The organism is Flavobacterium sp. SM2513, from assembly GCF_050908145.1.
Taxonomy (GTDB): Bacteria; Bacteroidota; Bacteroidia; order Flavobacteriales; family Flavobacteriaceae; genus Flavobacterium.
Genome location: NZ_CP194228.1, coordinates 1,379,377 through 1,405,375, shown reverse-complemented (window position 1 = coordinate 1,405,375; position 25,999 = coordinate 1,379,377). Strand labels below are relative to the sequence as shown.

Below are 25,999 nucleotides of genomic sequence, written 5' to 3'. Positions count from 1 at the left end.
TTAAAGTCCCAATGATAATTGGGTAGAAATTAATAATTTCTTTCCATGAATCAAAACAGAAGGTTCAATCAAGACAATGCAAAAAACGCCGGAAACGATTAATACCTTCAATGTTGTATGCAGTTTTAAATACTGCTCTTTAGAAGTGGATTTCCATAAATAAACTAAGAAGAAAATAAGTACAATAAAACAACAATAAAAGTAAATATCCATATAACCTACGTCGTCTAATTCAATTAAAATATATACGGGAATGACAGTAAGAATACTTAAAATCGTGATTAAATACTTAGAAACTTTTTCGCCGTAAACAACTGGAATGGTCTGATAATCACTGGTGAAATCGCCAAGAATATTTTCTAAATCCTTTATCAATTCCCGAATCCACAATAATAAAAAAAGAAATGCAGCATGAGAAAAAATCACGATGTAAGAATTCGTGTGTTCAATGTCTTTATAATACATAAGGAAAATAGCAAAAAATGGCGCGATCGTCATCAAAGTGGACATCAAATTACCAATGATGGCATATCGTTTTACTTTATGTGAATAAAACCAAATGAGGAAAATATAAACGGAGAAAAAAAGTGCAGCCCGCCAGGAAACGAGAAGCCCGAGGAATGCTGCAATAAAATTAAGCGTAAAATAAACGGTAAGTTTTGTTTTTTGACTGACCAATCGGTCCAACATCGACTTACGAGGCCGATTGATTGCATCTTTTTTACTGTCGTAAAAACTGTTAATTATGTAACCCGATGCAATCGTAACAGAAGAAGCTAGTACAATTAAAAACAGATTAATATCTAAAAGTGTCTCTAAAGCCGGTTTATCTTTCGCCAAAATAAAAATAGCGGAAAGATATTGAGCCAATATAATAACAGGAATATTATAACCGCGAACCACAGAGAACAAACTGATTATTTTCGTCACGAAAAGTTTGCTTTTTCTGCTTAGCATTTTTTAAAAATTGATTAAGGGTTTTAAGCTTTTATTGGAAAATTAAAAATTATAAACTACTTCAAGTTTATAATCTTTCAAAGCTACTTTGGCTTTCTCTAAATCTTCTGTAAAACCTAAAATATAACCGCCGCCACCGGAGCCACAAAGTTTTAAGTAATAGTCATTGGTGTCAATTCCTTGTTGCCAAATTCCATGAAATTGTTCCGGAATCATTGGTTTGAAGTTATTCAAAACCACTTTTGATAATTTTTTTGTGTTTGATAATAATGATTTCAAATCGCCTCCCAAGAAATTTTCAACACAAGCATCGGTATATTTTGTAAACTGGTTTTTAAGCATGGTTCTAAAGCCTTTGTCTTTCAAGTTTTCCATAAAAATGGTAACCATTGGAGCAGTTTCGCCAATTATACCAGAATCCAACAAGAAAACAGCTCCCTTTCCATCTGCAGATTGCGTAGGAATTCCAGTAGCTTCAATATTGTCCTGTGAATTAATCAAAATAGGAATACTCAAATAACTGTTTAAAGGATCTAATCCTGAACTTTTACCGTGGAAAAAAGATTCCATTTGACCGAAAACTGCTTTTAGAATCAGTAGTTTTTCACGAGTCAAATTCTCTAACACCGTAATTTTATCAGTAGCATATTGGTCGTAAATCGCTGCTACTAAAGCACCACTACTTCCTACTCCATATCCTTGTGGAATTGAAGAGTCAAAATACATTCCTTTTGCAACATCTGATTTCAACTTTTCAATATCAAAACTTACTAATTCAGGTTGTTCCTTTTGCAATTGCTCTAAATAAGTCGTAAATCTGTGCAAACTCTCATTTGATTTCAATGAAACGGCATCAGATAAATCTGAAACTTTAAGTGCTCCATTATAAAAATTATAAGGAATCGAAAGACCTTTCGAGTCACGGATAATGCCGTATTCTCCGAAAAGTAAAATTTTTGAGTAAAATAAAGGTCCTTTCATCTGATTTTTATCTAATAATATTTAAAGATAGGAAAATTTCTTATAGTTAAAGACAGTTTTCAAATAAACTTGAAACTTAATTTAATTTAAAAGAACCAATCCCAATTTCGTCGCAAATATACTGCTGATTTTGGCAATACACAATCAATTCATTCTTAATAAATTGCAAAACTTTATCCTTACTATTGTTTGGATATAAAATGTGCACATTTGCACCCGCATCCAATGTAAAACAAACCTGGATATCAGTCTGTTGGCGATATTTCCAAATTTTATTAATAATTTCTAGCGTGTTAGGTTTCATTAAAATAAAATAGGGCATCGAAGTCATCATCATTGCATGTAACGTTAAAGCCTCGCTTTCAACTAATTCTACAAATTTCTGTAGATTTCCATCCGTTAAAATTTGTTTCATTCGGGCCAAATTATCATGAGCTTGCTCAAATCTTTGTTGTGCAAATGGATGATTGTGCATCAATTCATGACCCACGGTGCTTGACACCACTTTTTCTCCTTTATCGACTAATAAAATAGTGTCTTGATAATTCTGAAAATTCGGATGAATAGTTTCTAAAAATTCAACCCCAAATAAGTCTGAACTGTTTTCAATTGATTCTGTTTCTCCCCAAACCACAACAGAACCTTTAATACTTCTACAAGCACTTCCTGAACCCAGTCGCGCTAGAAAAGAAGCTTTTTGCCAAAAATATTCTTCCGTCATTTCTGGATTAAATAGCTTTTCGATAGACATAAAATTCACCGCCATCGCTCCCATTCCGCTCGCTGAAGAAGCAATTCCTGAACTGTGTGGAAATGTATTTTCTGTTGAAATGGTAAAATGATAATCCTTTAAAAAGGGTAGATAAACTTCAATTCGTTCAAAGAATTTCTGCATTTTAGGCTTGAAATCTTCCTTTGGCTTTCCGTCTAAAAACAAATCAAAAGCAAAATCTTTAGATGTTGATTTTTTAGGTTCGAATTCAAGCTTGGTAATTGTTTTGCAATTATTCAAGGTAAAACTAATAGAAGGATTTGCTGGAATTTGATTTTCCTTCTTTCCCCAATATTTCACTAAGGCAATATTACTTGGTGCAGACCATTGAAAACTACCTTTTTCAGTAAGTTTCTGCGTATATTCTTGAGGGATAAAATCAGTAGTTTTTGTCATTTTAAATGCAATTTTGGCAAAGATACTTTATTTGCGGTACATCAAAAAAACATCTTTTATGGAAACTAAAGATTTAGTAATTTTGACAGAAAATAATTTGTCATGAAACTCTTCACAAAAACAATAATCCTAATCGTCATTTGCCTTGCAATCGGCTACGCTTCCAGCATCGTAACGCAAAACGGAATTGAAACCTGGTATTCCACTATTGAAAAACCAAGTTTTAATCCACCAAATTGGGTTTTTGCTCCAGTTTGGACGGCGCTTTACATTTGCATTGCGATTGCTGGAGGAATTATTTGGGATAAAATTGACACAAATCCATTGGCAAAAAGAGCCATGATTTTCTTTGGTATTCAATTGTTCTTAAACACACTTTGGTCGTTTCTATTCTTCGGACTCAAAAATCCGTTAATCGCTTTAATAGAAATCATTTTACTGCTATTAATAATCTACGAAACTTATATGTTGTTCAGCAAAATAAATAAAACGGCAGGTTATCTTTTTATCCCATATCTTCTCTGGGTTAGCTTCGCTATGTTTTTAAATGGAAGTATTTGGTGGCTCAACCGATAAGCGCTTATTTATAACGAATAAAAACTAGGCAAAAAGAACAATTGAACAAAAGTGAAAAAGACAATTAAGGTTGTGTTTTAAATAGATGCAACCTATCTTTGTGACCAAAATTATTTTTCAACAAATCGATTATTATGCAATCAGATCAATTTGACTATTTTCCGATAGTAATGCAGTTAATTCTAGCAGTGGGATTTGTAGTAACAACTATTATAGTGTCTAGTTTTTTAGGTCCAAAAAGGTCTTCTAAAAACAAAGACAAAAACTTTGAATGCGGAGTAGAATCTGTTGGAAATGCGCGAATGCCTTTTTCTGTAAAATACTTTTTAGTAGCAATACTATTCGTTTTATTTGACGTCGAAGTTATTTTCATGTATCCGTGGGCGGTAAATTTCCGCGAAATGGGTGTCGAAGGAATGGTAAAAATGGGAATATTCATGTTCTTACTAATTGTTGGTTTCTTCTATGTCATGAAGAAAAAAGGTTTAGAGTGGGAATAAATTAAATTTGAATACTGATTTTAAATTTGGCTGTAGCTAAAGTAAAAATCTATAATTTAAGGAAGTATAAAAATGAGTGATGTAAAATCAAATATGGTAGCACCACCAGAAGGATATTCTGGCGAAGGTTTTTTTGCTACAAAATTAAATGATGTAGTTGGATTGGCTCGTGCAAATTCGCTTTGGCCGTTACCTTTTGCTACTTCTTGTTGTGGAATTGAATTTATGGCAACAATGGGTTCTCATTATGATTTGGCACGTTTTGGTTCTGAACGAATGAGTTTTTCTCCTCGTCAAGCCGACATGTTGCTAGTGATGGGAACAATTTCCAAGAAAATGGCACCTATTTTACGTCAAGTGTACGAACAGATGGCAGAACCTCGTTGGGTAATTGCGGTTGGAGCTTGTGCAAGTTCAGGTGGGATTTTCGATACTTATTCTGTTTTACAAGGAATTGACAAAATTATACCTGTAGACGTCTACGTTCCTGGTTGTCCGCCCCGTCCAGAACAAATTTTAGACGGAATTTTGCGTTTGCAAGATTTAGTTAAATCTGAGTCTACAAGACGCAGAAGTTCTCCTGAATATAACGAATTATTGGCTTCTTATAACATAAAATAACATGGCTTTAGAAAGCACGATTATACAAACAAAGTTGGAGGATAAATTTGATACGCAAGTCTCAAACTTTATGCAACAACACGATATATTTACTTTTGATGTTGCCTCTGAAAGCAATTTAGAAGTTATGCGTTTCTTGAGAGACGACCCTACTTTACGTTTTAATTTCTTAACTGATATTTGTGGGGTTCATTATCCTGACGCAAGTAAAGACAAGGAATTCTGTGTGGTTTATCACATGCACAACTGGTTGGACAACACTCGAGTTCGTTTTAAATGTTTTATTTCGTTAGAAAATATTAAAATCAATTCGGTTACTAGTTTGTTTTCAGGAGCAAACTGGCAAGAACGTGAAACATACGATTTCTACGGAATTATATTTAAAGGTCATCCACAGTTGAAACGTATTTTAAACATGGATGAAATGACTTCTTTTCCAATGCGGAAAGAATTTCCACTAGAAGATGGCGGACGTACCGATAAAGACGACCGTTTCTTTGGAAGAACAACAGATAATTGTTAATGCACCTGAAATAATAGCGCAAACATGCAAGACTTATTATTACCACCAGAATTACGTTACGCTGATATTATCACGCAAAGACAAAATGAAGACGGAAGTGAACTTTCAATTCTGAATTTAGGACCAACACACCCGGCGACTCACGGTATTTTCCAAAACATCTTATTGATGGACGGAGAACGAATCGTAGAAGGCGAAGCAACTGTGGGATACATTCACCGTGCTTTTGAAAAAATTGCAGAAAACAGACCTTTCTACCAAATTACACCACTTACCGACCGAATGAATTATTGTTCCGCTCCTATAAATAATATGGGTTGGTGGATGACATTGGAAAAAGCATTCAATATTGAAATTCCAAAACGGGTTCAATATATGAGAGTCATCATTATGGAATTGGCTAGAATTACAGACCACGTTATTTGTAATTCAGTTATTGGTGTCGATACAGGCGCTTTAACTGGATTTTTATATGTGTTTCAATCTCGTGAACAAGTGTATGAAATCTACGAAGAAATTTGTGGTGCTCGACTTACTACTAATATGGGACGAATCGGAGGTTTTGAAAGAGACTGGAGTCCTTTAGTTTTTGAAAAAATTGAGAAATTTTTAGAAGATTTTCCTGCTGCATGGCAAGAATTTGAAAATTTATTAGTTCGAAATAGAATTTTTATGGACAGAACCATTGACGTTGGAGCAATTAACGCTGAACGTGCAATGAATTATGGTTTTACAGGTCCAAATTTAAGAGCAACAGGTGTTGATTATGATATTCGTAAAATGCAACCTTATAGTTCGTATGAAGATTTTGAATTTGATATTCCTGTTGGAAAATCAGGTGATACCTACGACCGTTTTTGTGTTAGAAACGGAGAAGTTTGGGAAAGTTTAAAAATTATCAGACAAGCATTGGACAAGATGCCAGAAGGACCTTTTCATGCCAATGTTCCAGACTACTATTTGCCACCAAAAGACGACGTTTACAACACAATGGAAGGTTTGATTTATCATTTCAAAATTGTAATGGGAGAAATTCCAGTTCCAGTAACTGAAGTGTATCTTCCTGTTGAAGGCGGAAATGGTGAGTTAGGATTTTACTTAATTACAGACGGAAGTCGTGCTCCATTTAGATTGCACTTCAGACGTCCTTGTTTTATTTATTACCAAGCATACAATGAAATGGTTAAAGGAGCGATGCTATCCGATGCAATCGCCACTTTATCTAGTTTGAACGTGATTGCTGGAGAATTGGACGCTTAAAGAATGTATATTGAAAAAATTGTATAATGTGAAAAGTATAATGTCCCGTTAGAGTTCAATCTACCATATACATTATACAATATACAGAAGATAAAAATGAAAATACTAGATATAAAACAAGATATTAATATGACTGAAGCTTTGATGACACGCATCAATGAATTAATCAGTCATTATCCAGAAGGAAAACAGAAATCAGCTTTGTTGCCAATTCTGCACGAAGTACAAGACGCTCACAACGATTGGTTGAGTATTGGCTTGCAAGATAAAGTGGCCGAGATTTTAAATATAAAACCAATTGAGGTCTATGAAGTGGTGAGTTTTTACACCATGTACAACAGGCAACCAATCGGAAAATATATGTTTGAATTTTGTACTACTTCTCCTTGTTGTTTGAATGGTGTAGAAAATTTAATGGACTATACTTGCGATAAATTAGGAGTAAAAGTTGGTGAACCCACTCCAGACGGAATGTTTGAAGTGAGAGGTGTTCAATGTTTAGGTGCTTGTGGCTATGCTCCAATGATGCAATTGGGTGATTTTTACCAAGAACATTTGACCAAAGAAAAAATAGACCAACTCATTGTGGATTGCCGAGATAACAAAATAGTTTTACACGATAAATAATATGTCACAAAAAATATTATTAGATAAAATCAACGTTCCAGGAATTAAAACCTATGAAGTGTACCGTCGTGAAGGTGGTTATGCTTCTGTGGAAAAGGCAATTAAAACCTTAACTCCTGATGAAGTAGTTGAAGAAGTAAAAACTTCAGGATTAAGAGGCCGAGGTGGAGCAGGGTTTCCAGCTGGTATGAAATGGAGTTTTATTGACAAAAAATCAGGAAAACCACGTCATCTGGTTTGTAATGCCGATGAATCAGAACCGGGAACTTTCAAAGACCGTTTTTTGATGGAACATCTTCCGCACTTGTTAATAGAAGGAATGATTACTTCAAGTTATGCACTTGGAGCTAATTTATCATACATCTATATTCGTGGAGAATATATGTGGGTTTACAAAATTTTAGAACGAGCCATTGCCGAAGCGAAAGCTGCTGGATGGTTAGGGAAAAATATTTTAGGTTCCGGTTATGATTTGGAATTATATGTTCAAATTGGTGGTGGAGCTTATATTTGTGGTGAAGAAACTGCATTAATTGAATCATTAGAAGGAAAAAGAGGAAACCCAAGAATCAAACCACCCTTCCCTGCAATTTCAGGTTTGTGGTCAAATCCAACGGTTGTAAATAATGTAGAAACGATTGCAGCAGTGCCGTGGATTGTAAACAATTCCAGTGCTGATTATGCTAAAATTGGAATTGGTCGTTCTACAGGAACAAAACTAATTTCAGCTTCTGGTCATGTAAAAAACCAAGGTGTTTACGAAATTGAATTGGGTTTAAGTGTGTATGAATTCATGAATTCTGATGAATATTTAGGCGGAATGATTGATAGTCGTCCCTTGAAAGCATTCGTTCCAGGAGGTTCGTCTGTTCCGGTTTTACCTGCAAATTTGATTTACAAAACAGCAAACGGTGACGATAGATTGATGACCTATGAATCTCTTTCAGATGGTGGTTTTGCTACTGGTTCGATGTTAGGTTCAGGTGGATTCATTGTTTATAATGACACCGCTTGTATCGTAAGAAATACATGGAATTTTGCTCGTTTTTACGCACATGAAAGTTGTGGACAATGTTCACCCTGTCGTGAAGGAACGGGTTGGTTAGAAAAAGTATTGTGGAGAATCGAAAACGGTCAAGGTCGTGAAGAAGATATTGATTTATTGTGGAGCATTCAAAGTAAAATTGAAGGAAACACCATTTGTCCATTAGGTGACGCAGCGGCTTGGCCAGTTGCAGCAGCTATTCGTCATTTTAGAGAGGAATTTGAATACCACGTTCGCTTCCCGGAGAAAATTAAAAATAGAGAACACTTTGTTGCCGAACCTTTTGAAAAAGTAAAGCATTTAATAAGTAGTCAAACAGTTTAAAAAGTTCAAAGTTAAAGTTTAAAGTTGCAAAACCTTAAAGTTAAACTTTCAAACAAATTATATAATGAAAGTAACAATTGACGGTCAAAGTATAGATGTAGAACCAGGAACAACGATCCTGCAAGCTGCTCGAATGATTGGTGGAGAATCTGTTCCGCCAGCCATGTGCTATTATACAAAATTAAAAGGCAGTGGCGGAAAATGCCGTTGTTGTTTAGTGGAAGTGGCTAAAGGAAGTGACAACGACCCGAGACCGATGCCTAAATTAATGGCTTCTTGTGTAACAGGTTGTCAAGATGGAATGGAAATCAACAGTACGGCTTCAGAACGCGTTCAAGATGCAAGAAAATCGGTTACTGAATTCCTTTTAATCAATCACCCATTAGATTGTCCGGTTTGCGATCAAGCAGGAGAATGTGATTTGCAGAATTTAAGTTTCAAACACGGAAAATCGCAAACACGTTACATTGAAAAGAAACGAACTTTTGAACCGGAAGATATCGGTCCGAATATTCAACTGCATATGAACCGTTGCATTTTATGCTACCGTTGTGTAATGGTTGCGGATCAATTGACTGATAATCGAGTTCACGGAGTAATGGATAGAGGGGATCATTCTAATATTTCGACTTGCATTTCAAAGGCGATTACAAACGAATTTTCAGGAAATATGATTGACGTGTGTCCTGTTGGTGCTTTAACTGACAAGACATTCCGATTCAAATCGAGAGTTTGGTTCAACAAACCTTTTGACGCCCATAGAGAATGTACAACTCCAGGATGTTGTGGAAAAACAACAGTTTGGATGTTTGGAAATGAAATCCAAAGAGTTACAGGACGAAAAGATGAGTTTCATGAAGTAGCTGAATTCATTTGCAACACATGTCGTTTTGAGAAAAAAGAAGTTTCTGACTGGGTTATTGAAGGACCACGCAAATTTGAAAAATTCTCAGTAATCAATCAAAATAATTACACACGTGATTTAGACACAGTAGTTATTGAGACTGAAGAAGGAATTCTTAAAGGACGCGACCAAGACCGTAAGAAAATCAGTATGCCACAAATTCCTTTAAGAGGAAAAGAAAAAGAAGTATTTAAAGAAGGTAATATTTAATCATAATGGATAGTACACTTATCATAGAAAAAGGGATTTTCATTGTCATCATCTTTGCAATTACAATGCTGATGGCGATGTATTCTACTTTGGCAGAACGTAAAGTTGCCGCTTGGCTTCAAGACCGAATTGGACCGAATAGAGCCGGAAAAGGAGGGATTTTACAACCACTTGCCGATGGATTAAAATTATTTTCAAAAGAAGAATTTTTACCGGACACACCTAATAAATTCTTGTTCGTTGTAGGACCAGCAGTTTCCATGAGTGTGGCCTTGATGACAAGTGCCGTTATTCCTTGGGGTGACAAGTTACATTTATTTGGTCGCGACGTAGTTTTGCAAGCGACTGATATTGATGTAGCTCTACTATATGTTTTCGGAGTTTTATCTGTTGGAGTTTACGGAATCATGATTGGTGGTTGGGCATCTAACAATAAGTTCTCTTTAATGAGTGCGATGAGAGCTGCTTCCCAAATGATTTCTTATGAAGTTGCGATGGGATTGTCAATTATCGCTTTGATTATGATGACAGGAACTTTAAGTTTGAAAGAAATTGCCGAACAACAAGCGGGTATGAATTGGAATATTTTCTACCAACCGGTTGGATTTATCATCTTCTTAATTTGTTCTTTTGCAGAAACAAACCGAACACCTTTTGATTTAGCAGAATGTGAGGCGGAATTAATTGGAGGTTATCATACCGAATATTCATCTATGCGAATGGGTTTCTATTTGTTTGCTGAATATGCGGCAATGTTTATTTCGTCAACCATTTTAGCGGTACTTTATTTAGGAGCTTACAATTATCCTGGAATGAGTTGGGCTGTTGAAAATTGGGGTGTAAATATTGCGAATGTGATTGGAATAGTTGTTTTGTTTGCTAAAATCTGTTTCTTCATCTTCTTCTTTATGTGGATTAGATGGACAATTCCAAGATTTAGATACGACCAATTGATGCGTTTGGGTTGGAAAACATTGATTCCATTAGCTATTGCAAATATTGTAGTTACAGGAATTATTATTTTAATATTTGACGGTAAGATATCATTCTAAACTAGTCGAAAATTGCAACCACAGAATAATCCAAAAGATTTAAAAAAAGCGAATAGATTCTCAAATAGCCCCGATTGAAGTGAGAAATCCTTTATTTTTTCCTTGAAAAAATAAAGATTGAAACGGAAAGCGGGAATAGGGAAACCAAATAAAAAAGGACGATTCGCTCCATATAAAAAAAGAAATTAATTACGATATGTCAATAGAAACGATGTCATTGTCGGGAAGTAAAAAAGAGGTTTCGAACAAAAAGATGACTTTTTGGGAGAGCCTGTATCTCGTAGCAATTGTGAAAGGTTTGTTTATCACCATTAGCCACTTATTTACCCGAAAAGTTACGATTAAGTATCCAGAAGAACTTCGAACACGAAGTGACATTTACCGTGGTCAACACATGTTGATGCGTGATGATGAAGGTAGAGAACGTTGTACTGCTTGTGGATTGTGTGCTTTATCATGTCCTGCGGAAGCGATTACGATGAAAGCCGAAGAACGAACGAAAGATGAATTGCATTTATACCGTGAGGAAAAATATGCTTCGATTTATGAAATCAATATGTTGCGTTGCATCTTTTGCGGATTGTGTGAAGAAGCGTGTCCGAAAGAAGCAATATACTTGACAACGTCGAAAGTTTTAGTTCCTGCTAGTTACGAAAGAGAGGAATTTATTTTTGGAAAGGATAAGTTGGTGATGCCGCTTGAGGCTGCAATTGCTAATGGTAAATTAAAAAACGCAAACTAATGTCGACAGTACTTATAATTTTTTGCATATTATCGGCAGTTACATTGTCTTCTGCTTTTATGACTATTTTTAGTAGAAATCCAATTCACAGTGCAATTTACTTGGTGATTTGTTTTTTCTCAATTGCTGGTCATTATTTATTGATGAATGCACAGTTTTTGGCTTTGGTTCACATCATTGTCTATTCTGGAGCAATTATGATTTTACTTTTATTTACCTTGATGTTAATGAATCTAAACAAGGAAGACGAAGTACACAAGCCTCGATTAACACGTTTGGGAGCTGTAGTTTCTGTATTGATTACATGTGGTGTTTTAATTTCTGTTTTCTTACAAACAAAACCTATTGTAGGAGATTATGATACCACAGGAGAAGATTACCAATCAATAAAAGTATTGGGTCAGGTTTTATTAGACCAAGATAATGGTTTTATGGTTCCTTTTGAATTTGCTTCGGTATTGTTACTTGTTGCAATGATTGGTGCAGTTTTATTGTCTAAAAAAGAAAATTCAGCTAAATAATTATGGATAATGTTTTAAACCAAATTGGTATTGAAAATTATATTTTCCTTTCGGTAATCCTTTTTTGTATTGGAGTATTTGGAGTGTTGTATAGACGAAATGCCATCATCGTTTTTATGTCAATAGAAATCATGTTGAATGCCGTGAATTTATTATTTGTTGCTTTTTCAACATACCACCAAGATGCAAACGGACAAGTATTCGTTTTCTTTTCGATGGCAGTTGCTGCTGCAGAAGTTGCGGTAGGACTAGCAATCTTAGTAGCTGTTTTCAGAAATCTAGGCTCAATTGATGTAGCTAATTTAAAAAACTTAAAAGGATAATTTTCAATGGATACTACTTTAGCTTTAGTTTTAATATTAGCACCACTTTTAGGGTTTTTACTTAATATTTTCTTCGGAAAACAGTTAGGCAAAGGACTTTCGGGAACTATTGGAACACTTACCGTTATCGTTTCTTTTGCGGTAACTTTATTTTTCTTTTTACAAATCAATGAAACCAATCAGCCGATTCAAGTTCAATTGTTTGACTGGATTGCCATAAGTAATTTCAATGTTGAATTTGGTTTTTTACTAGATCACTTGTCTTTATTATGGTTGATGTTTGTTACTGGAATCGGAGCTTTGATTCACCTCTACTCCATCAGTTACATGCACGATGATGAAAACATGCACAAGTTTTTTGCTTACCTAAACTTGTTTATTTTCTTCATGATTTCATTAGTAATCGGAAGCAACTTACTTATCATGTTCATTGGTTGGGAAGGCGTTGGACTTTGTTCCTACTTATTAATTGGATTCTGGTATAAAAACCAAGATTTCAATGATGCGGCAAAGAAAGCGTTTATCATGAACCGTATTGGTGATTTAGGTTTGCTTGTGGGAATCTTCATTGTAGGTTTTGTATTTAAAACCATTGATTTTGCTGAATTGAAAACAATTGTTTTAGCGGGAACAATGAATAACGAAATGTGGATTACGATTGCAGCAATTGCTTTATTTATTGGAGCAGCTGGAAAATCGGCACAAATTCCATTATATACGTGGTTGCCTGATGCAATGGCGGGACCAACTCCAGTGTCAGCGTTAATTCACGCGGCAACCATGGTAACAGCGGGTATTTTTATGATTACACGTTTGTATTTCTTATTTGATTTAGCTCCGTTAGTTCAAGATGCGATTGCAATTATTGGTGCAATTACTTCATTAGTAGCGGCGACAATTGCTTTAGTACAAACGGATATTAAAAAGGTCCTTGCCTACTCTACTGTATCTCAATTGGGATTAATGTTTTTGGCTTTAGGAATGGGTGCTTATGAGATTGCCGTTTTCCACGTAATTACACACGCTTTCTTTAAAGCTTGTTTGTTCTTGGGTTCTGGTTCAGTAATTCACGCTTTGCATAACGAGCAAGATATGCGTAAAATGGGTGGTTTGCGTAAAGCAATGCCAATTACATTTATCACCATGTTATTATCAAGTTTAGCGATTTCTGGAATTTTTCCTTTAGCAGGTTTCTGGTCGAAAGATGAAATTTTAATGACTGCATTTCACGGTAATCCTGTTTTATGGGTTATTGGTTCATTGGCTTCTATATTCACCGCTTTCTATATGTTCCGTTTAATGTTCTTGACATTCTTCAATGATTTCAGAGGAACAGAGGAACAGAAAAAGCACTTACACGAAAGTCCGGCTTTAATAACTTTTCCACTAATTGTTTTGGCAATTCTTGCTACAGTTGGAGGTTTAATTAGTTTGCCTGGAAATTCTTGGTTGAATCATTATTTAGCTCCGTTTTTCCCAAACAAAGAGCACATCGCTCATGCTTTAGGTCAAACTGAATATATCTTGATGGCCATTGCAACTGTTGGTGCTTTAGTAGGTATTGGCGTTGCTTATGCAAAATACATGAAACAAAATCAGGTTCCTGGTGCTGACGCTACTTTCACCGGAATGAGTAAAGTATTGTATAACAAATATTATGTTGATGAAATTTATGACGCAATTTTCGTAAAACCAATCAATGTTTTGTCTAACTTTTTCAGAGATTATATAGAAGTTGGTTTATCTGCTTTTGTATTTGGATTTGGAAAAGTAGCCAACGAGTTGAGTTTTCAAGGAAAAAAATTACACACAGGAAGTATCGGTTTTTACTTATTTATCTTTGTCATCGGTTTCTGTGCAATCATTTCATACTTATTTATAGAATTATAATTTTCGACTAATGGACATATCTTTATTATTAATTATACTTTTAGTTGGCGCTATAGCAACCTTTTTAGCAGGAGACAAAATGGCTTCAAAAGTCGCTTTGTGCTTCGGTCTGGTTTCTTTAGGGTGTACACTTTACTTATTGAGCCTTTTCAATGCCGGACAGAACCTTGACCTTACGATGGCTTGGATTACAAAACCCGTTGTCTCTTTTTCATTAAAAGCAGATGGTTTGGCTTTTGCTATGTTGTTATTGAACGGGATTTTGACACCAATCATCATTCTTTCCTCTTTTGGAAATGAAGTTAAAAATGCTAAAAATTTCTACGCATTAATTTTATTCATGTCGTTTGCTATGGCAGGAACTTTCTTGGCGTCAGACGGACTTTTATACTACATCTTTTGGGAATTGGCATTAATACCAATTTACTTTATCGCATTAATTTGGGGTAATGGAGATGCTGAAGAACGCAAAAAAGAAGTAGTTAAATTCTTCATTTATACATTAGCAGGTTCATTGTTCATGCTAACGGCTTTCATTTACCTTTACAGTAAAGCGGGAAGTTTCCAACTTGAAGCATTATATAATTTAGATCTTTCGGCAGCCGAACAATTATGGGTTTTCTTGGCATTCTTCTTTGCTTATGCAGTGAAAATTCCATTAATCCCTTTCCATACTTGGCAAGCAAATGTATACCAAAAAGCACCAACTGTTGGAACCATGCTTTTATCAGGAATCATGTTGAAAATGGGATTGTACAGCGTTATCCGTTGGCAATTGCCAATCGCTCCTATGGCGGCGAAAGAATATATGAATATCTTCATCGGATTAGGAATCGCAGGAGTTATTTACGGTTCAATTGTGGCTTTACGCCAAAGAGACATCAAAAAATTACTGGCTTATTCTTCATTGGCACACGTTGGATTAATTGCAGCGGGAACGTATGCTTTGAATCTTGACGGACTACGTGGAGCAGTTTTACAAATGATGGCACACGGATTTGTAGTAGTAGGTTTATTCTTTGCTGCTGAAATTATCTATAGAAGGTTAGACACACGAATCATTTCAGAAATGGGTGGAATTAGAACTCAAGCACCAGCATTCGCTTCGATGTTTATGATATTGGTTTTTGCATCTATTTCATTGCCATCCACATTCAACTTTATTGGTGAGTTCACAGTACTTTATGCATTGTTCCAAGTGGATATGTGGTTTGCAATTCTTGGTGGTTTAACCATTATTTTGGGAGCATATTACATGTTGAAATTATACCAACATTCTATGTTAGGCGAAAAAAACATTAAAGTTTTCAAAGACGTAACTTTTAGCGAAGGACTAGTAATGGTATCCATTATCGGTGTGATTATGTTTTTCGGATTTTATCCAAAACCATTGACTGACTTGATTACTCCTAGTTTAGAAACTATTCTTTTACAAATAAACCGATAACCCTCAAATTTAGAAATGACAACATTAATAGCAATTACAGGATTAGGGGTTTTATGCCTTATATTTGAAATTTTCAATTTAAGAAAAGGAATTATTCCCGTAACAATTATTGGTTTACTAATCACTTTAGGGCTGACCATGTCGGAATACGGCACAGAAGCTTCATACTACAACAATATGATTGTGGTAAATAACTTTTCTGTAACTTTTTCAAGCTTATTCATCGTCTTAACTACATTTATTGTCGCGATGAGTCACGATTTTTACAGCAATCACCCCACAAAAATATCCGATTTTATTTCCATAAAACTATTCATTCTCGCTGGAGCCATTGCTATGGTCTCCTTCGGAAATTTAGCAATGTACTTCTTGGGAATCGAAATCCTTTCTATCGGACTTTATGTAATGGCGGCAAGTGAACGCTTGAGCATTCGAAGTAACGAAGCAGGAATGAAGTATTTCCTAATGGGAGCTTTTGCCTCTGGAATTATCCTATTCGGAATTTGCTTAGTTTACGGAGCAATGGGAAGTTTTGACGTTGCCGAAATCGCATCGCTATCTCGTTCTGCCGAATTACCTGCCTGGTTTTTCATCGGAGTAATTATGATTGTCATTGGAATGTTATTTAAAGTAGCAGCCGTTCCTTTCCACTTTTGGGCTCCCGATGTTTATGAAGGTTCCCCTACATTAACTACAGCAACGATGAGTACTTTAGTAAAAGTAGTAGCAATGGCAACACTTTTCAAACTACTTGTTGTCTTAAATGCCGAAATGTCTTACGCGTTCCAAATGGTCATTGTGGTTTTATCAATCGCTTCAATGACCGTTGGAAACATCATGGCTTTACGCCAAGTTAATGTAAAACGTATGCTGGCTTTCTCCGGAATTTCACACGCCGGATTTATGCTGATGACCTTATTATCATTGAGCACATCTGCAGGAACGTTGTTATATTATGCTGCCGCTTATTCACTCGCTGGAATCGCTGCTTTTGCCGTAATAATTTACGTATGTCGCAACAATGAAAATGAAGACATGGTCAACTTCCACGGATTAGGAAAAACCAACCCTGTTTTAGCAGCAGTATTGACTGGAGCTTTGCTATCTATGGGTGGTATCCCAATATTCTCCGGATTCTTCGCCAAATTGTTTTTATTCAGCGACACTATTTCAGCAGGATATTTATTCCTAGTAATCATTGCCGTAATCAACTCCATAATTAGTATTGGCTACTACTTCAAACTAATTTTAGCGATGTACGGAAAAGAACCAAACGAAGAACGCACAGGAACTCCAGTTTTATACTATGCCGTTGCCGTGATAGCAATTTTACTAAACATCGCACTAGGATTTTTCCCTTCATTAATCATGGATTTAATGTAAAATTCAATTTATACAAACTAAGAAAGCCATTCAACAGAGTGGCTTTTTTTATGCCCTTACTTTACAATAACGCTATCCATCAGGAGCGAAAGGCTTGGTCTTTTCCAGGTTTCCCTATTCCCGCCTTCCTTCCACATCTGCCCAAAAAAAGGGCAGGATGTTCCCTCCAGTCGGGGCTACAGAAGCTTCCATTTTTCCTTTTGAATCGTCCTTTTTCATACCTCAACTCCCCTCTAAATCCTACACTACATTCTTTTACCTACACCTGACTCCTATTAACACCATCCTATCCCACTTGCAATGCCCCTTTACCGCCTTTTATGAAGCAGCAAGCCCCTTCTAGAACCACGTATTCTCAATATATTTATAAGAAATTCCATTATTTTCACCTCTGCTTCAATCTAACCCATCTCTGATTCAATCTGACCCACATCTGATTCAATCTGACTCGTCCCTGACGCAATCTGACTCGACTCTGATTCAATCTGACTCATCCCTGATTCAATCTGAGTCATCTCTGATTCAATCTGAGTCATTTCTGATTCAATCTGACTCGTCCCTGATTCAATCTGAGTCACCTCTGATTCAATCTGAACGCTCATATTGCGTCACACACAAGTAAAACGGCTTCTGAGGTTACTAAAATCGTGTTTGACACCATTTCAAATGCACCTCTTATCATTCAAATACATTCAGAAACCAATCCTAGTGCATCACCTACCCGTCCATTGCATTCCAGTAGTGTTCAGATACAAACTACTACTACTATCTACTACTACTAAAACAGCATCTAGTAGCACCGCAATACATTCAAAGAGCATTCAGATAAAATCAAATACAACTAAAATGAAAATTGATAGTACTCAAATGGAATCACGTACCATTACAATGAAACTTCATTTCAGTACAATTGCATCCGTATAAGCTAAAAGCAGATTTGAAAGAAAATCAATCAAATTAGTGGGTATTAAAAAACGATGTGAGAGGAATCAAAAGAAAAAACAACTTTATTTTATGGCGTTTCATGCCTTCGCAACATTACATAAATAAAGCCACCCTCTCAAGCGGCTTGCGTATTTTCAATAAAAGAAGATTTATTCTAAAGCAGCTCTTAGAATATCTAAAGACTTAAACTTGGCAACCTCATCATACAAATAAGTAGTTACCATCAATTCATCAATTTTTGTGTCATCGATAAAGCCACCTAAATTATCACGTAACGTTTCTTTGTCACCAATAAAAGTACACGCCAACATATTCTCTACCATGGCTCGAACTTCAGGAATTTTATAGGAATCAGGTAAATCACCAGCCGGTTGCAGCGGACTTCTAGCATTGGTTACAATTCCAGTAAACATTCGTACTAAACTTGTCGCGTTTATTTGAGCTTCTTCATTTGTTTCGCCTCCAATAACATTTACGCAAGCCATTACATACGGTTTTGCTAACTGTTTTGAGGGTTTAAAGTTATTGCGGTAAATGGCAATTGCAGGTCTGAATTGTGCGGGTGCAAAATGTGCCGCAAACGCATACGGCAATCCCATTTGAGCGGCCAAATAAGCACTATCAGTACTAGAACCCAATATCCAAAGTGGAATATCTAAACCTTCGGCTGGAAAAGCACGAACGGCTGCGGTACTATTTTCAGTACTAAAATACGTCTGCAATTGTTTCACATCAGATGGAAAAGCCATCGAAACATCTTGTGCATTTCTACGCAAGGCCATTGCCGTTTGTTGGTCGGTTCCAGGAGCGCGTCCTAAACCTAAATCTATTCTTTTAGGGTAAAGTGTTTCTAAGGTTCCAAATTGTTCTGCAATCACAAGCGGACTATGATTAGGCAACATAATCCCACCCGAACCTACTCTGATTTTATCGGTATGCCCTGCAACATGCCCAATCAAAACAGATGTTGCGGCACTTGCAATGTTGGCCATATTGTGGTGTTCTGACATCCAGAAACGTTCAAAACCCAATTCTTCTGCATGTTGTGCGAACCTAACGGTTTCTGAAATGGCTGATTGTGCGTTTCCGCCTTGCTTAACAACAACTAAATCTAATATAGAAAGTGGTATCTTTTTCATGTTGCAAAATTAATGAACAAAAGGGGTTTACTGTCTTAAGGGTTTGCTAAACTGTCTAATCACAAAAAAATCCCGATTACATTACTGCAATCGGGATTATTATTAACCAATTAGAGTATGGCAAACCTAATTTACTATAAACTTACGAATTTGCTTTAAATTAGAATCTGTAGTAATTTCAATCATATATACACCTTTTGATAAATCGGAAACATTAACGGTTGCTTGTTGTGCATTATTTCCAGAAATGGTCTTGATAGCTTTACCAATAATATCATAGATAACTATTCTCGACATAGTTTCAGCAGAATTTCTTAACGTGATTTGTACTACTTCTTTCGCAGGGTTAGGATAAATCACTAAATTACTAGCATCAAAAGAACCTGTACTTAAATTCGGAACAAACGTAGTTTCAAACGTATTGGTAAAAATAGGAGGATTAAAATCAAAATAGATTTCAGCCGTGTTTTCAATTACGTCACCTACGACAAACCCATTATTCAATTTGATTTTAAACAGTACATAGCCGTGACTTCCTGGCTCGTTATCATCCTCACTTGGAAGATTAATAGTGTTGAAAGTCCAAACCAACTTATTATTGATTCGTTCCATAGTATAATCATGACTGGCACTAATCATTCGTACACTTGCAAAATCAAAGTCGGATGTTAAATTATCTTCAATACGAACGGTTTCAGCACTTGCAGTTCCAGAATTTTGAAAACGAATGGTGTAATACAAATAATCAGCTTGTGTAAATTGTCCTATTTCTACACTTTCCCCTCTTGCTTCCGTTTTATCATTAGGGTCGTAAGAGCCTACAACGGTTTTCACAGAAGTAAAACTGTTACTTGTAAGATTCACATCACTTTCAATTGGTGCGATTGAAACCGTATTTGTAACTACATCTCCTAAATTTACAATTGGAATAGGAGGAACAAGCATAGATACAAAGATATTTCTTGTTTGTCCAGGCAATAAATTAGTGTAATCATAAGTAAATCCATTTGCAGTAGTTGTTGTAGCAATTGGTAACGTACTCGTGATGCCTATATTCGCATTGCTTTTAGTATAAGTTATGGTTCCAGAACTTGCATTATGACCTACATTTTTATATACAATTTGGTGTGTATATGAAAAACCAGGACGTGGTACACCAAAAGCAACTATAGCAACTTGAACATCATTATAAGCTTGCGTTATTGTAATAGGGAAATTTAAAGTTTGAGTACCGCTACCTTCTTGAATACTTATATTCGTATAATTTATAGGGTTTACAGTATAATAAGAGGCAACTTCTGAGTTAATTTCGTAATTGAAATTATAAATGTTTGCAGGGTTTTCATCATAAATTTTAAATTGCCCATATTGACTTGAGCTATAAGTCGTTGGTTCATTATTCTTAATATAGGTGAAATTTCCGTATTGGAAATTTTGTTCCAACCCATCTTGTATACCATTACTATTAACATCAATAAACGCATTCAATATAATTTTATCCGGAGAATAAGTTGTAAGTTTTTTCCAAGTACTTCTATCTGTAGACGAACAAATCGCTCTAACATAAAACTCAAAATATTCAGTGGGAAGTAGACCCATTATAACAAAATCGGCATTGGTGTTCGCTAAATAATACCAAGGAATTCCTGTATTTAAAGGAGCATTATTATCCGGGACTGTTCCATCAGCACTAGCAAAAACTTCCCATTGTGTCGCAGCACCCATTTCATTCCAATTCAAATGTGCTGTAGTGGAAGTTCGTGTACTTCCTCCATTATCCTGTGGCTTAGGACAAGTAGGAGGCATACAATTTCCTAAAGTAATATCCGAATATAAGACGGTTAACGGCGTTCCTTCGCCAGGTAGTTTAGTGTAAACGGTATCCCCAAAAGAATTTTCAACTTGTATACCTATTAGTTGTGGCTGTGTTCCAGTCTCGCTCCAATACAAATCAAACGGAACACCATTACAAATAGGTACAGCAATTCCGTTTAAATTATTTACACCGCCAGTTCCTAAAGTTGCTACTACAACACCATTTTGACGCACTTGCATTCTACCATTACTCCAATTGCTAGCTGCTTGACTGGTCAAGTAAAACTTATAAGTACATTTATCTGCTGGATCACAAGTAATAGTATTAAAAATAATTGGTCCTGACCAAGCACTCTTATCATCGGCTGAACAAATGGCTCTAACATAAAAATAATAGTTTGTCGCAGCTTGTAATGTAGGCGTTAATGAGGTTGTTAAAACATTTTGATAATAATAATCCGAAGCACCTACAGTGGGAATTTCACCAGGTGCTGAAGGCACAACCCCAATTGGTGCAGCAAGTAACAAGACCTCCCATTGGGTAGCTAATGAAGCTTCTGACCAATTCAAGCTTGCCGAAGTTGCAGTCACATTAGTTGCCGAAAGATTCACAGGCTTAGGACAACTCTGATATACAAATGGCTTTGGTCCTACCCAAGCACTAAAAACACCTGGTGCACATTCTGATCTTACCCAATATTGATAGTCATTTCCTTCAACTAAATCATTTATAGAAAGTGAGGGTATGACTGTTGAATATTGTCCGGATCCTGACGGTACTAAACCTCCCTCAAGTTGAATTTCAACCTGATAAGAAAGAGCTGGCTCCCCTGCTGGAGGTGTCCATGCTAAATCAGCTCCCGTTAAATAAATATTTGGCACGGTTAAATTCGTTGGTTTGTTTGAGCAATTTTCACATTGAATGACTAAGTTATATCCTATGGTTGGCGATAGGTCACTTGACGAAACTACAATTTTATAGGTTTGCCCTGCTACTAAATTAAGATTCAGAATTCTCGGGTTATTAGTAGTATTACCAACAGCTGCTAAACAAGGTCCTGTAATACCCGCACAACTTGGATATATAAATAACGACGATTCGGGTTGATTAGAATTTAATATAAAACTCACAAAACAATCTTCTGTTGCGGTATAACTATAAAAAACATCATTTCCTGCTTGATAATTGGTACCACCAGAAATACAACTTGACGTTTGAGGACCTGCTAGTGTATTTCCGAAATTACTTGTATTATTAATAGTTTGGTAAGGCAACGATATATCAATCGCATACTGACAATTTATTCCAGTAGGTGGCGTACAAAAATTAAAAGGACCAACCCATTCACTAAAATTACCATTACCACAATTGGATCTAACATAGTATTTATAACATACATCTGGTATTAAGCCTATTTTGATAAAACTAGACAGAGATACATTAGAAATATCCGTTGCAATTCCAGTAGCTGACTGGCTAGAAGGTAGTATTTCCAACTCATAACCTGCAGCTCCTTGAGGACCGGTCCAAAAGAAATTAGCACTTGTAGGCGCGATATTAGTTGTGCTTAAAGAGCTTGGCGTCAAGCATTTAGGCGCCACATTAATATCATCTATCACCCAACGGTCTCCACCAGAAGCTGCAGTAGGCTGTGTATATACACGTACAAAAGCGATATAAGCATTTATACCAAATAAAGTAGAGGGAAGGTTTACTACTTTTTCTTCTGCAACATCAAAAATTTGATTCAATTGATCCTCCGTCCATTGTTGTACAATCGTATAGGAAGGTAAATTGGTTTGTGAGTTTCCTGTAGAAACTCGAATTTGATAAAGCGTTCCATTATCTCCAGGAAGCGTTTGTCTCGTAAAAAAACGGAGCACCCCGTCAGAAGGAACTGCAGTACTCGGACTAATCAACCAATCTTCTGAAGTATTCCCAATACCAATATCATGTCTATTTATATAGGCTGATTTTGTACCATTAATAACTAGTATAGGACTACTCAGAGTGTTCCAACTCGTGCTCGTTCCAACGCCATTATCTGTGACTAACCAACCGGCAGGAAAACCATTAGGAACTGTCACATCAGGACCTTCAAAGTTTTCTGGATATTGACAATAAGATAAACTAACAAAAAGTACCGTAACTAGTAAAAGTAATGTTTGCTTCATAATGGGACAGATTAAATTGCAATTTGTATTTCCAAATTTAAGCAAAATAATCTTTTGTCCGACATTGACTCATAGCAAACTACACATTAAAATTACAAATCCGTTAACACCCTATCATTTCCTATAAAAAAATCCCGATTACAATAATTGCAATCGGGACTAGCATTAACCAATTAGATTTATAAACCTCTAATTTACAATAAACTTACGAATTTGTTTTAAATTAGAATCCGTAGTAATTTCAATCATATATACACCTTTTGATAAATCGGAAACATTAACGGTTGCTTGTTGTGCATTATCTCCAGAAATAATCTTGATAGCTTTTCCGATGATGTCATAAATTACTACTTTGGACATCGTTTCGGTAGCATTTTGCAAAGTAATTTGCACCACCTCCCTCGCAGGATTTGGATAAACCACTAAATTACTAGCTTCAAAAGATCCCGTACTTAAATTAGGTACAAAAGTAGTTTGAAAGGTATTGGTAATAATGGCAGGATTAAAATCAAAATAGATTTCAGCCGTATTTTCAATTACGTCACCTACTGCAAATCCTGTATTCAATTTTATTTTAAACAGTACATAACCATGACTTCCAGGTTCGTTTGCATTTTCACTCGGAAGATTAATAGTGTTAGAAGTCCAAACCAACTTATTATTGATTCGTTCCATAGTATAATCATGACTGGCACTAATCATTCGTACACTTGCAAAATCAAAGTCGGATGTTAAATTATCTTCAATACGAACGGTTTCGGCACTTGCTGTACCCGTATTTTGAAAACGAATCGTGTAATACAAATAATCACCTTGAGCGAATTGTCCTATTTGTACGCTTTCTCCTCTTGCTTCTGTTTTATCATTAGGGTCGTAGGAACCTACAACGGTTTGGACAATAGTAAAACTATTGTTTGTTAGATTCACGTCACTTTCAATTGGAGCAATTGAAACGGTATTGGGAACTATATCTCCTAAATTTACAGTAGGAATTGTACCCACCTGCATATTTACCAAAATTGTTGCGGTTTGTCCTGGCAAAAGGTTTGTGTAGTTATACGTAAAGCCATCTGAAGTAGTTGTTGTTTCAGAAGGCGTCGTACTTGTGATGGCTATATTCGCATTACTTTTAGTATAGGTTATGGTTCCAGAACTTGGATTATGTCCTACGTTTTTATAAACAATTTGATGGGTATACGGAAACCCCGGACGCGGAACAGCTAAAGCAATTAAGGAAACCTCAACATCATTATAAGTTTGCGTTAGTGTGATGGGAAAATAAAGCGTTTGAACTCCGCTTCCCAATGGAATCGTTAAATCATTAAAATTGGTTGGCGTTTCGCCATAATACGCTGCATATTCTGAATTGATTTCATAATCAAAGTCATACGTAGTAGTTGTGTTTTCATCATAAATGGTGTGAAAACCCAGAGGACTATTTGCATAATAAATAGTTCCTGCATTGTTCTTTTGATAAGTAAAGGCACCATAGCCAAATCCAGCTTCTGTTGCTTCTTTCACTCCATTACTATTGGCATCTACAAAAACTATTAGTTGAATGGTATCTCCACAAGGCGAACCATTTGCACCATTATTGACTACAACTACGGCTTCACTAGATGTGATTGGCGTTCCGCAAGAAGAATACACTACACAGGTATAGTCTCCTGAATCGGCTACTGTTGTTGAAAACATTACGAAAGTTGGTTCCGTCCCTCCTGCAATAACTGAACTGCCTTTATACCATTGGTAAATTAAGTTTGACCCTGTTGCGGTTACACTCAAACTTATTGTTTGTCCTGCACAAACAGTAGCTCCTTGGGGTTGTTCAATAATTGTGGTATTTTCATCTACTATAATTGTTACACTTCCAGTTAATGCCTTGTAACATCCTGTTAAAGAATTTTCAGCACTTACTAAAGTAAATGTTGTTGTAGTAAAAAGTATTGGCATAGCTATAGTAATGACACCTTCGTTATTCAAAGTTACTGCATAATTATTTGTTCCGTCGCTATAAGTTACAGTAGCATTTGGAGTTCCTGTAATGTATAGATAAGTTGGTTCTCCTAAACAAACAGTTGTGGCTGATGCAGCAATTGTTGCCCATGGCAAATCATTAACAATAACCACTGCTACATTAGATGTAACTGTGTTACCAGAAGAAGTTACTTTACAGGTATAGTTTCCTGAATCGGCTACATTGGTTGAATTTATCCCATAAGTTGTACTGGTTGCTCCTGGAATTACTGTAGATCCTTTATACCATTGATAACTAAAGTTAGATGCTCCTATAACAGCTATTGATAAAAATACAGGATCTCCTACACAAACCGATGTTGATGCATATGGTTGTAGAATAAATATTATTTCTTGTGGAATTATTAAGTTGTCTGAATTTGAAGTTACGGGTGTGCCACAACTTCCTGTTACAATTTCCACATAATTTCCTGCACTTGCCGGCGTTGCATTTGCAATCGTGTACGATGCGTTTGTTGCTGAAGCGATTAGACCCGTTGGCCCAAACCATTGATTGGTTAAGCCGGAATCAGTGGCAGCTACTGTAAAAGTAGCAGATGCATTGCTGCAAATAGTAATCCCTACGGGTTGTGCAGTAATTACTGCTTCACAATCATCATTAACAACCTTTGTTATAAAATTTTCTGGAGACAAAAGAGTCCTCGTGCTACGTTCGTTTACAGAAGAGTTACCCAAAGTATTTTTAGGATTACCGTCATTAATTGTATGGGCATTCCCTGATAAAACAGCCGAAAATAAAACTAAAACAGCATAAAGTAATTGTTTCTTCATAAGATTTGGGTTTTTAAGTGCCGAAATATACTACTATTTTTGTTCTACTTAACATTGACTCAT

Annotated in this window: 21 protein-coding genes; 15 read left to right on the top strand and 6 right to left on the bottom strand. The window is 35.9% G+C overall.

The window, feature by feature from the left end; all coding sequences use genetic code 11:
- The 3 genes from ACQ5J2_RS05470 to mvaD all read right to left on the bottom strand — a co-directional run bounded on the left by ACQ5J2_RS05470 (position 1) and on the right by mvaD (position 3,106).
- The gene (locus ACQ5J2_RS05470) at positions 1–957 is read right to left on the bottom strand and encodes a geranylgeranylglycerol-phosphate geranylgeranyltransferase (RefSeq protein WP_432672726.1); all 957 of its coding nucleotides are present in this window, start codon (positions 955–957) and stop codon (positions 1–3) included.
- Between the two features lie 42 nt (positions 958–999).
- Positions 1,000–1,938 (bottom strand): mevalonate kinase family protein, encoded by a 939-nt coding sequence (locus ACQ5J2_RS05465; RefSeq protein WP_432672725.1) that lies wholly within the window; start codon positions 1,936–1,938, stop codon positions 1,000–1,002.
- A gap of 76 nt (positions 1,939–2,014) precedes the next feature.
- Positions 2,015–3,106 (bottom strand): diphosphomevalonate decarboxylase, encoded by a 1,092-nt coding sequence (mvaD, locus tag ACQ5J2_RS05460; protein ID WP_432672724.1) that lies wholly within the window; start codon positions 3,104–3,106, stop codon positions 2,015–2,017.
- A 102-nt stretch (positions 3,107–3,208) separates the two neighbouring features.
- Here mvaD and ACQ5J2_RS05455 point away from each other — a divergent pair, with 102 nt between their 5' ends.
- The 15 genes from ACQ5J2_RS05455 to ACQ5J2_RS05385 all read left to right on the top strand — a co-directional run bounded on the left by ACQ5J2_RS05455 (position 3,209) and on the right by ACQ5J2_RS05385 (position 17,054).
- Complete coding sequence (locus ACQ5J2_RS05455) at positions 3,209–3,682, top strand: TspO/MBR family protein (protein WP_432672723.1); 474 nt, start codon at positions 3,209–3,211, stop codon at positions 3,680–3,682.
- A 134-nt stretch (positions 3,683–3,816) separates the two neighbouring features.
- A complete protein-coding gene (locus tag ACQ5J2_RS05450) occupies positions 3,817–4,182 on the top strand; it encodes an NADH-quinone oxidoreductase subunit A (RefSeq protein ID WP_432672722.1) in 366 nt (121 codons plus the stop codon).
- Positions 4,183–4,254: 72 nt separating this feature from the next.
- On the top strand, positions 4,255–4,803 hold the full coding sequence (locus ACQ5J2_RS05445; RefSeq protein ID WP_432672721.1) for an NADH-quinone oxidoreductase subunit B: 549 nt from the start codon (positions 4,255–4,257) through the stop codon (positions 4,801–4,803).
- Between the two features lies 1 nt (position 4,804).
- Complete coding sequence (locus ACQ5J2_RS05440; RefSeq protein ID WP_432672720.1) at positions 4,805–5,326, top strand: NADH-quinone oxidoreductase subunit C; 522 nt, start codon at positions 4,805–4,807, stop codon at positions 5,324–5,326.
- 24 nt (positions 5,327–5,350) lie between these two features.
- Positions 5,351–6,586: an NADH-quinone oxidoreductase subunit D gene (locus ACQ5J2_RS05435; protein WP_432672719.1), complete on the top strand. Its 1,236-nt coding sequence runs from the start codon at positions 5,351–5,353 to the stop codon at positions 6,584–6,586.
- Between the two features lie 96 nt (positions 6,587–6,682).
- A complete protein-coding gene (locus ACQ5J2_RS05430) occupies positions 6,683–7,213 on the top strand; it encodes a complex I 24 kDa subunit family protein (protein ID WP_432672718.1) in 531 nt (176 codons plus the stop codon).
- 1 nt (position 7,214) lies between these two features.
- Positions 7,215–8,582 carry an NADH-quinone oxidoreductase subunit NuoF gene (gene nuoF / locus ACQ5J2_RS05425; protein ID WP_432672717.1) on the top strand — a complete coding sequence of 456 codons (1,368 nt, stop codon included), beginning with the start codon at positions 7,215–7,217 and terminating at the stop codon, positions 8,580–8,582.
- Between the two features lie 64 nt (positions 8,583–8,646).
- Positions 8,647–9,696, top strand: coding sequence for a 2Fe-2S iron-sulfur cluster-binding protein (locus ACQ5J2_RS05420; protein ID WP_432672716.1), 1,050 nt, complete (start codon positions 8,647–8,649; stop codon positions 9,694–9,696).
- Positions 9,697–9,701: 5 nt separating this feature from the next.
- Entirely contained in the window at positions 9,702–10,748 is a 1,047-nt protein-coding gene (gene nuoH, locus ACQ5J2_RS05415; RefSeq protein WP_432672715.1) for an NADH-quinone oxidoreductase subunit NuoH, read from the top strand.
- 196 nt (positions 10,749–10,944) lie between these two features.
- Positions 10,945–11,490 carry a NuoI/complex I 23 kDa subunit family protein gene (locus ACQ5J2_RS05410; protein WP_432672714.1) on the top strand — a complete coding sequence of 182 codons (546 nt, stop codon included), beginning with the start codon at positions 10,945–10,947 and terminating at the stop codon, positions 11,488–11,490.
- Positions 11,490–12,011, top strand: a complete 522-nt coding sequence (locus ACQ5J2_RS05405; RefSeq protein WP_432672713.1) for an NADH-quinone oxidoreductase subunit J family protein — start codon at positions 11,490–11,492, stop codon at positions 12,009–12,011. Before ACQ5J2_RS05410 ends, ACQ5J2_RS05405 begins: the two co-directional genes overlap by 1 nt.
- Before the next feature lie 2 nt (positions 12,012–12,013).
- Positions 12,014–12,334, top strand: coding sequence for an NADH-quinone oxidoreductase subunit NuoK (nuoK, locus tag ACQ5J2_RS05400; RefSeq protein WP_432672712.1), 321 nt, complete (start codon positions 12,014–12,016; stop codon positions 12,332–12,334).
- A 6-nt stretch (positions 12,335–12,340) separates the two neighbouring features.
- A complete protein-coding gene (gene nuoL / locus ACQ5J2_RS05395; RefSeq protein WP_432672711.1) occupies positions 12,341–14,224 on the top strand; it encodes an NADH-quinone oxidoreductase subunit L in 1,884 nt (627 codons plus the stop codon).
- Between the two features lie 10 nt (positions 14,225–14,234).
- Positions 14,235–15,671 (top strand): complex I subunit 4 family protein, encoded by a 1,437-nt coding sequence (locus ACQ5J2_RS05390; RefSeq protein ID WP_432672710.1) that lies wholly within the window; start codon positions 14,235–14,237, stop codon positions 15,669–15,671.
- A gap of 15 nt (positions 15,672–15,686) precedes the next feature.
- Positions 15,687–17,054: an NADH-quinone oxidoreductase subunit N gene (locus ACQ5J2_RS05385; protein WP_432672709.1), complete on the top strand. Its 1,368-nt coding sequence runs from the start codon at positions 15,687–15,689 to the stop codon at positions 17,052–17,054.
- A 1,094-nt stretch (positions 17,055–18,148) separates the two neighbouring features.
- Here ACQ5J2_RS05385 and ACQ5J2_RS05380 read toward each other — a convergent pair.
- The 3 genes from ACQ5J2_RS05380 to ACQ5J2_RS05370 all read right to left on the bottom strand — a co-directional run bounded on the left by ACQ5J2_RS05380 (position 18,149) and on the right by ACQ5J2_RS05370 (position 25,936).
- Positions 18,149–19,138 (bottom strand): LLM class flavin-dependent oxidoreductase, encoded by a 990-nt coding sequence (locus tag ACQ5J2_RS05380; protein WP_432672708.1) that lies wholly within the window; start codon positions 19,136–19,138, stop codon positions 18,149–18,151.
- Between the two features lie 126 nt (positions 19,139–19,264).
- Positions 19,265–23,128 carry a DUF7619 domain-containing protein gene (locus ACQ5J2_RS05375; protein WP_432672707.1) on the bottom strand — a complete coding sequence of 1,288 codons (3,864 nt, stop codon included), beginning with the start codon at positions 23,126–23,128 and terminating at the stop codon, positions 19,265–19,267.
- A 189-nt stretch (positions 23,129–23,317) separates the two neighbouring features.
- On the bottom strand, positions 23,318–25,936 hold the full coding sequence (locus ACQ5J2_RS05370; RefSeq protein WP_432672706.1) for a DUF7619 domain-containing protein: 2,619 nt from the start codon (positions 25,934–25,936) through the stop codon (positions 23,318–23,320).
- Positions 25,937–25,999: the final 63 nt, after the last annotated feature.

What these genes read in the sequence shown, in the direction of transcription:
- nuoH (WP_432672715.1), top strand. Translation starts at nt 9,702, where the DNA reads ATGGATAGTACACTTATCATAGAAAAAGGGATTTTCATTGTCATCATC.
- ACQ5J2_RS05435 (WP_432672719.1), top strand. Translation starts at nt 5,351, where the DNA reads ATGCAAGACTTATTATTACCACCAGAATTACGTTACGCTGATATTATC.
- ACQ5J2_RS05450 (WP_432672722.1), top strand. Translation starts at nt 3,817, where the DNA reads ATGCAATCAGATCAATTTGACTATTTTCCGATAGTAATGCAGTTAATT.
- ACQ5J2_RS05455 (WP_432672723.1), top strand. Translation starts at nt 3,209, where the DNA reads ATGAAACTCTTCACAAAAACAATAATCCTAATCGTCATTTGCCTTGCA.
- ACQ5J2_RS05440 (WP_432672720.1), top strand. Translation starts at nt 4,805, where the DNA reads ATGGCTTTAGAAAGCACGATTATACAAACAAAGTTGGAGGATAAATTT.
- ACQ5J2_RS05465 (WP_432672725.1), bottom strand. Translation starts at nt 1,938, where the DNA reads ATGAAAGGACCTTTATTTTACTCAAAAATTTTACTTTTCGGAGAATAC.
- nuoL (WP_432672711.1), top strand. Translation starts at nt 12,341, where the DNA reads ATGGATACTACTTTAGCTTTAGTTTTAATATTAGCACCACTTTTAGGG.
- ACQ5J2_RS05385 (WP_432672709.1), top strand. Translation starts at nt 15,687, where the DNA reads ATGACAACATTAATAGCAATTACAGGATTAGGGGTTTTATGCCTTATA.
- ACQ5J2_RS05420 (WP_432672716.1), top strand. Translation starts at nt 8,647, where the DNA reads ATGAAAGTAACAATTGACGGTCAAAGTATAGATGTAGAACCAGGAACA.
- mvaD (WP_432672724.1), bottom strand. Translation starts at nt 3,106, where the DNA reads ATGACAAAAACTACTGATTTTATCCCTCAAGAATATACGCAGAAACTT.
- ACQ5J2_RS05410 (WP_432672714.1), top strand. Translation starts at nt 10,945, where the DNA reads ATGTCAATAGAAACGATGTCATTGTCGGGAAGTAAAAAAGAGGTTTCG.
- ACQ5J2_RS05405 (WP_432672713.1), top strand. Translation starts at nt 11,490, where the DNA reads ATGTCGACAGTACTTATAATTTTTTGCATATTATCGGCAGTTACATTG.
- nuoF (WP_432672717.1), top strand. Translation starts at nt 7,215, where the DNA reads ATGTCACAAAAAATATTATTAGATAAAATCAACGTTCCAGGAATTAAA.
- ACQ5J2_RS05445 (WP_432672721.1), top strand. Translation starts at nt 4,255, where the DNA reads ATGAGTGATGTAAAATCAAATATGGTAGCACCACCAGAAGGATATTCT.
- nuoK (WP_432672712.1), top strand. Translation starts at nt 12,014, where the DNA reads ATGGATAATGTTTTAAACCAAATTGGTATTGAAAATTATATTTTCCTT.
- ACQ5J2_RS05380 (WP_432672708.1), bottom strand. Translation starts at nt 19,138, where the DNA reads ATGAAAAAGATACCACTTTCTATATTAGATTTAGTTGTTGTTAAGCAA.
- ACQ5J2_RS05470 (WP_432672726.1), bottom strand. Translation starts at nt 957, where the DNA reads ATGCTAAGCAGAAAAAGCAAACTTTTCGTGACGAAAATAATCAGTTTG.
- ACQ5J2_RS05430 (WP_432672718.1), top strand. Translation starts at nt 6,683, where the DNA reads ATGAAAATACTAGATATAAAACAAGATATTAATATGACTGAAGCTTTG.
- ACQ5J2_RS05375 (WP_432672707.1), bottom strand. Translation starts at nt 23,128, where the DNA reads ATGAAGCAAACATTACTTTTACTAGTTACGGTACTTTTTGTTAGTTTA.
- ACQ5J2_RS05390 (WP_432672710.1), top strand. Translation starts at nt 14,235, where the DNA reads ATGGACATATCTTTATTATTAATTATACTTTTAGTTGGCGCTATAGCA.
- ACQ5J2_RS05370 (WP_432672706.1), bottom strand. Translation starts at nt 25,936, where the DNA reads ATGAAGAAACAATTACTTTATGCTGTTTTAGTTTTATTTTCGGCTGTT.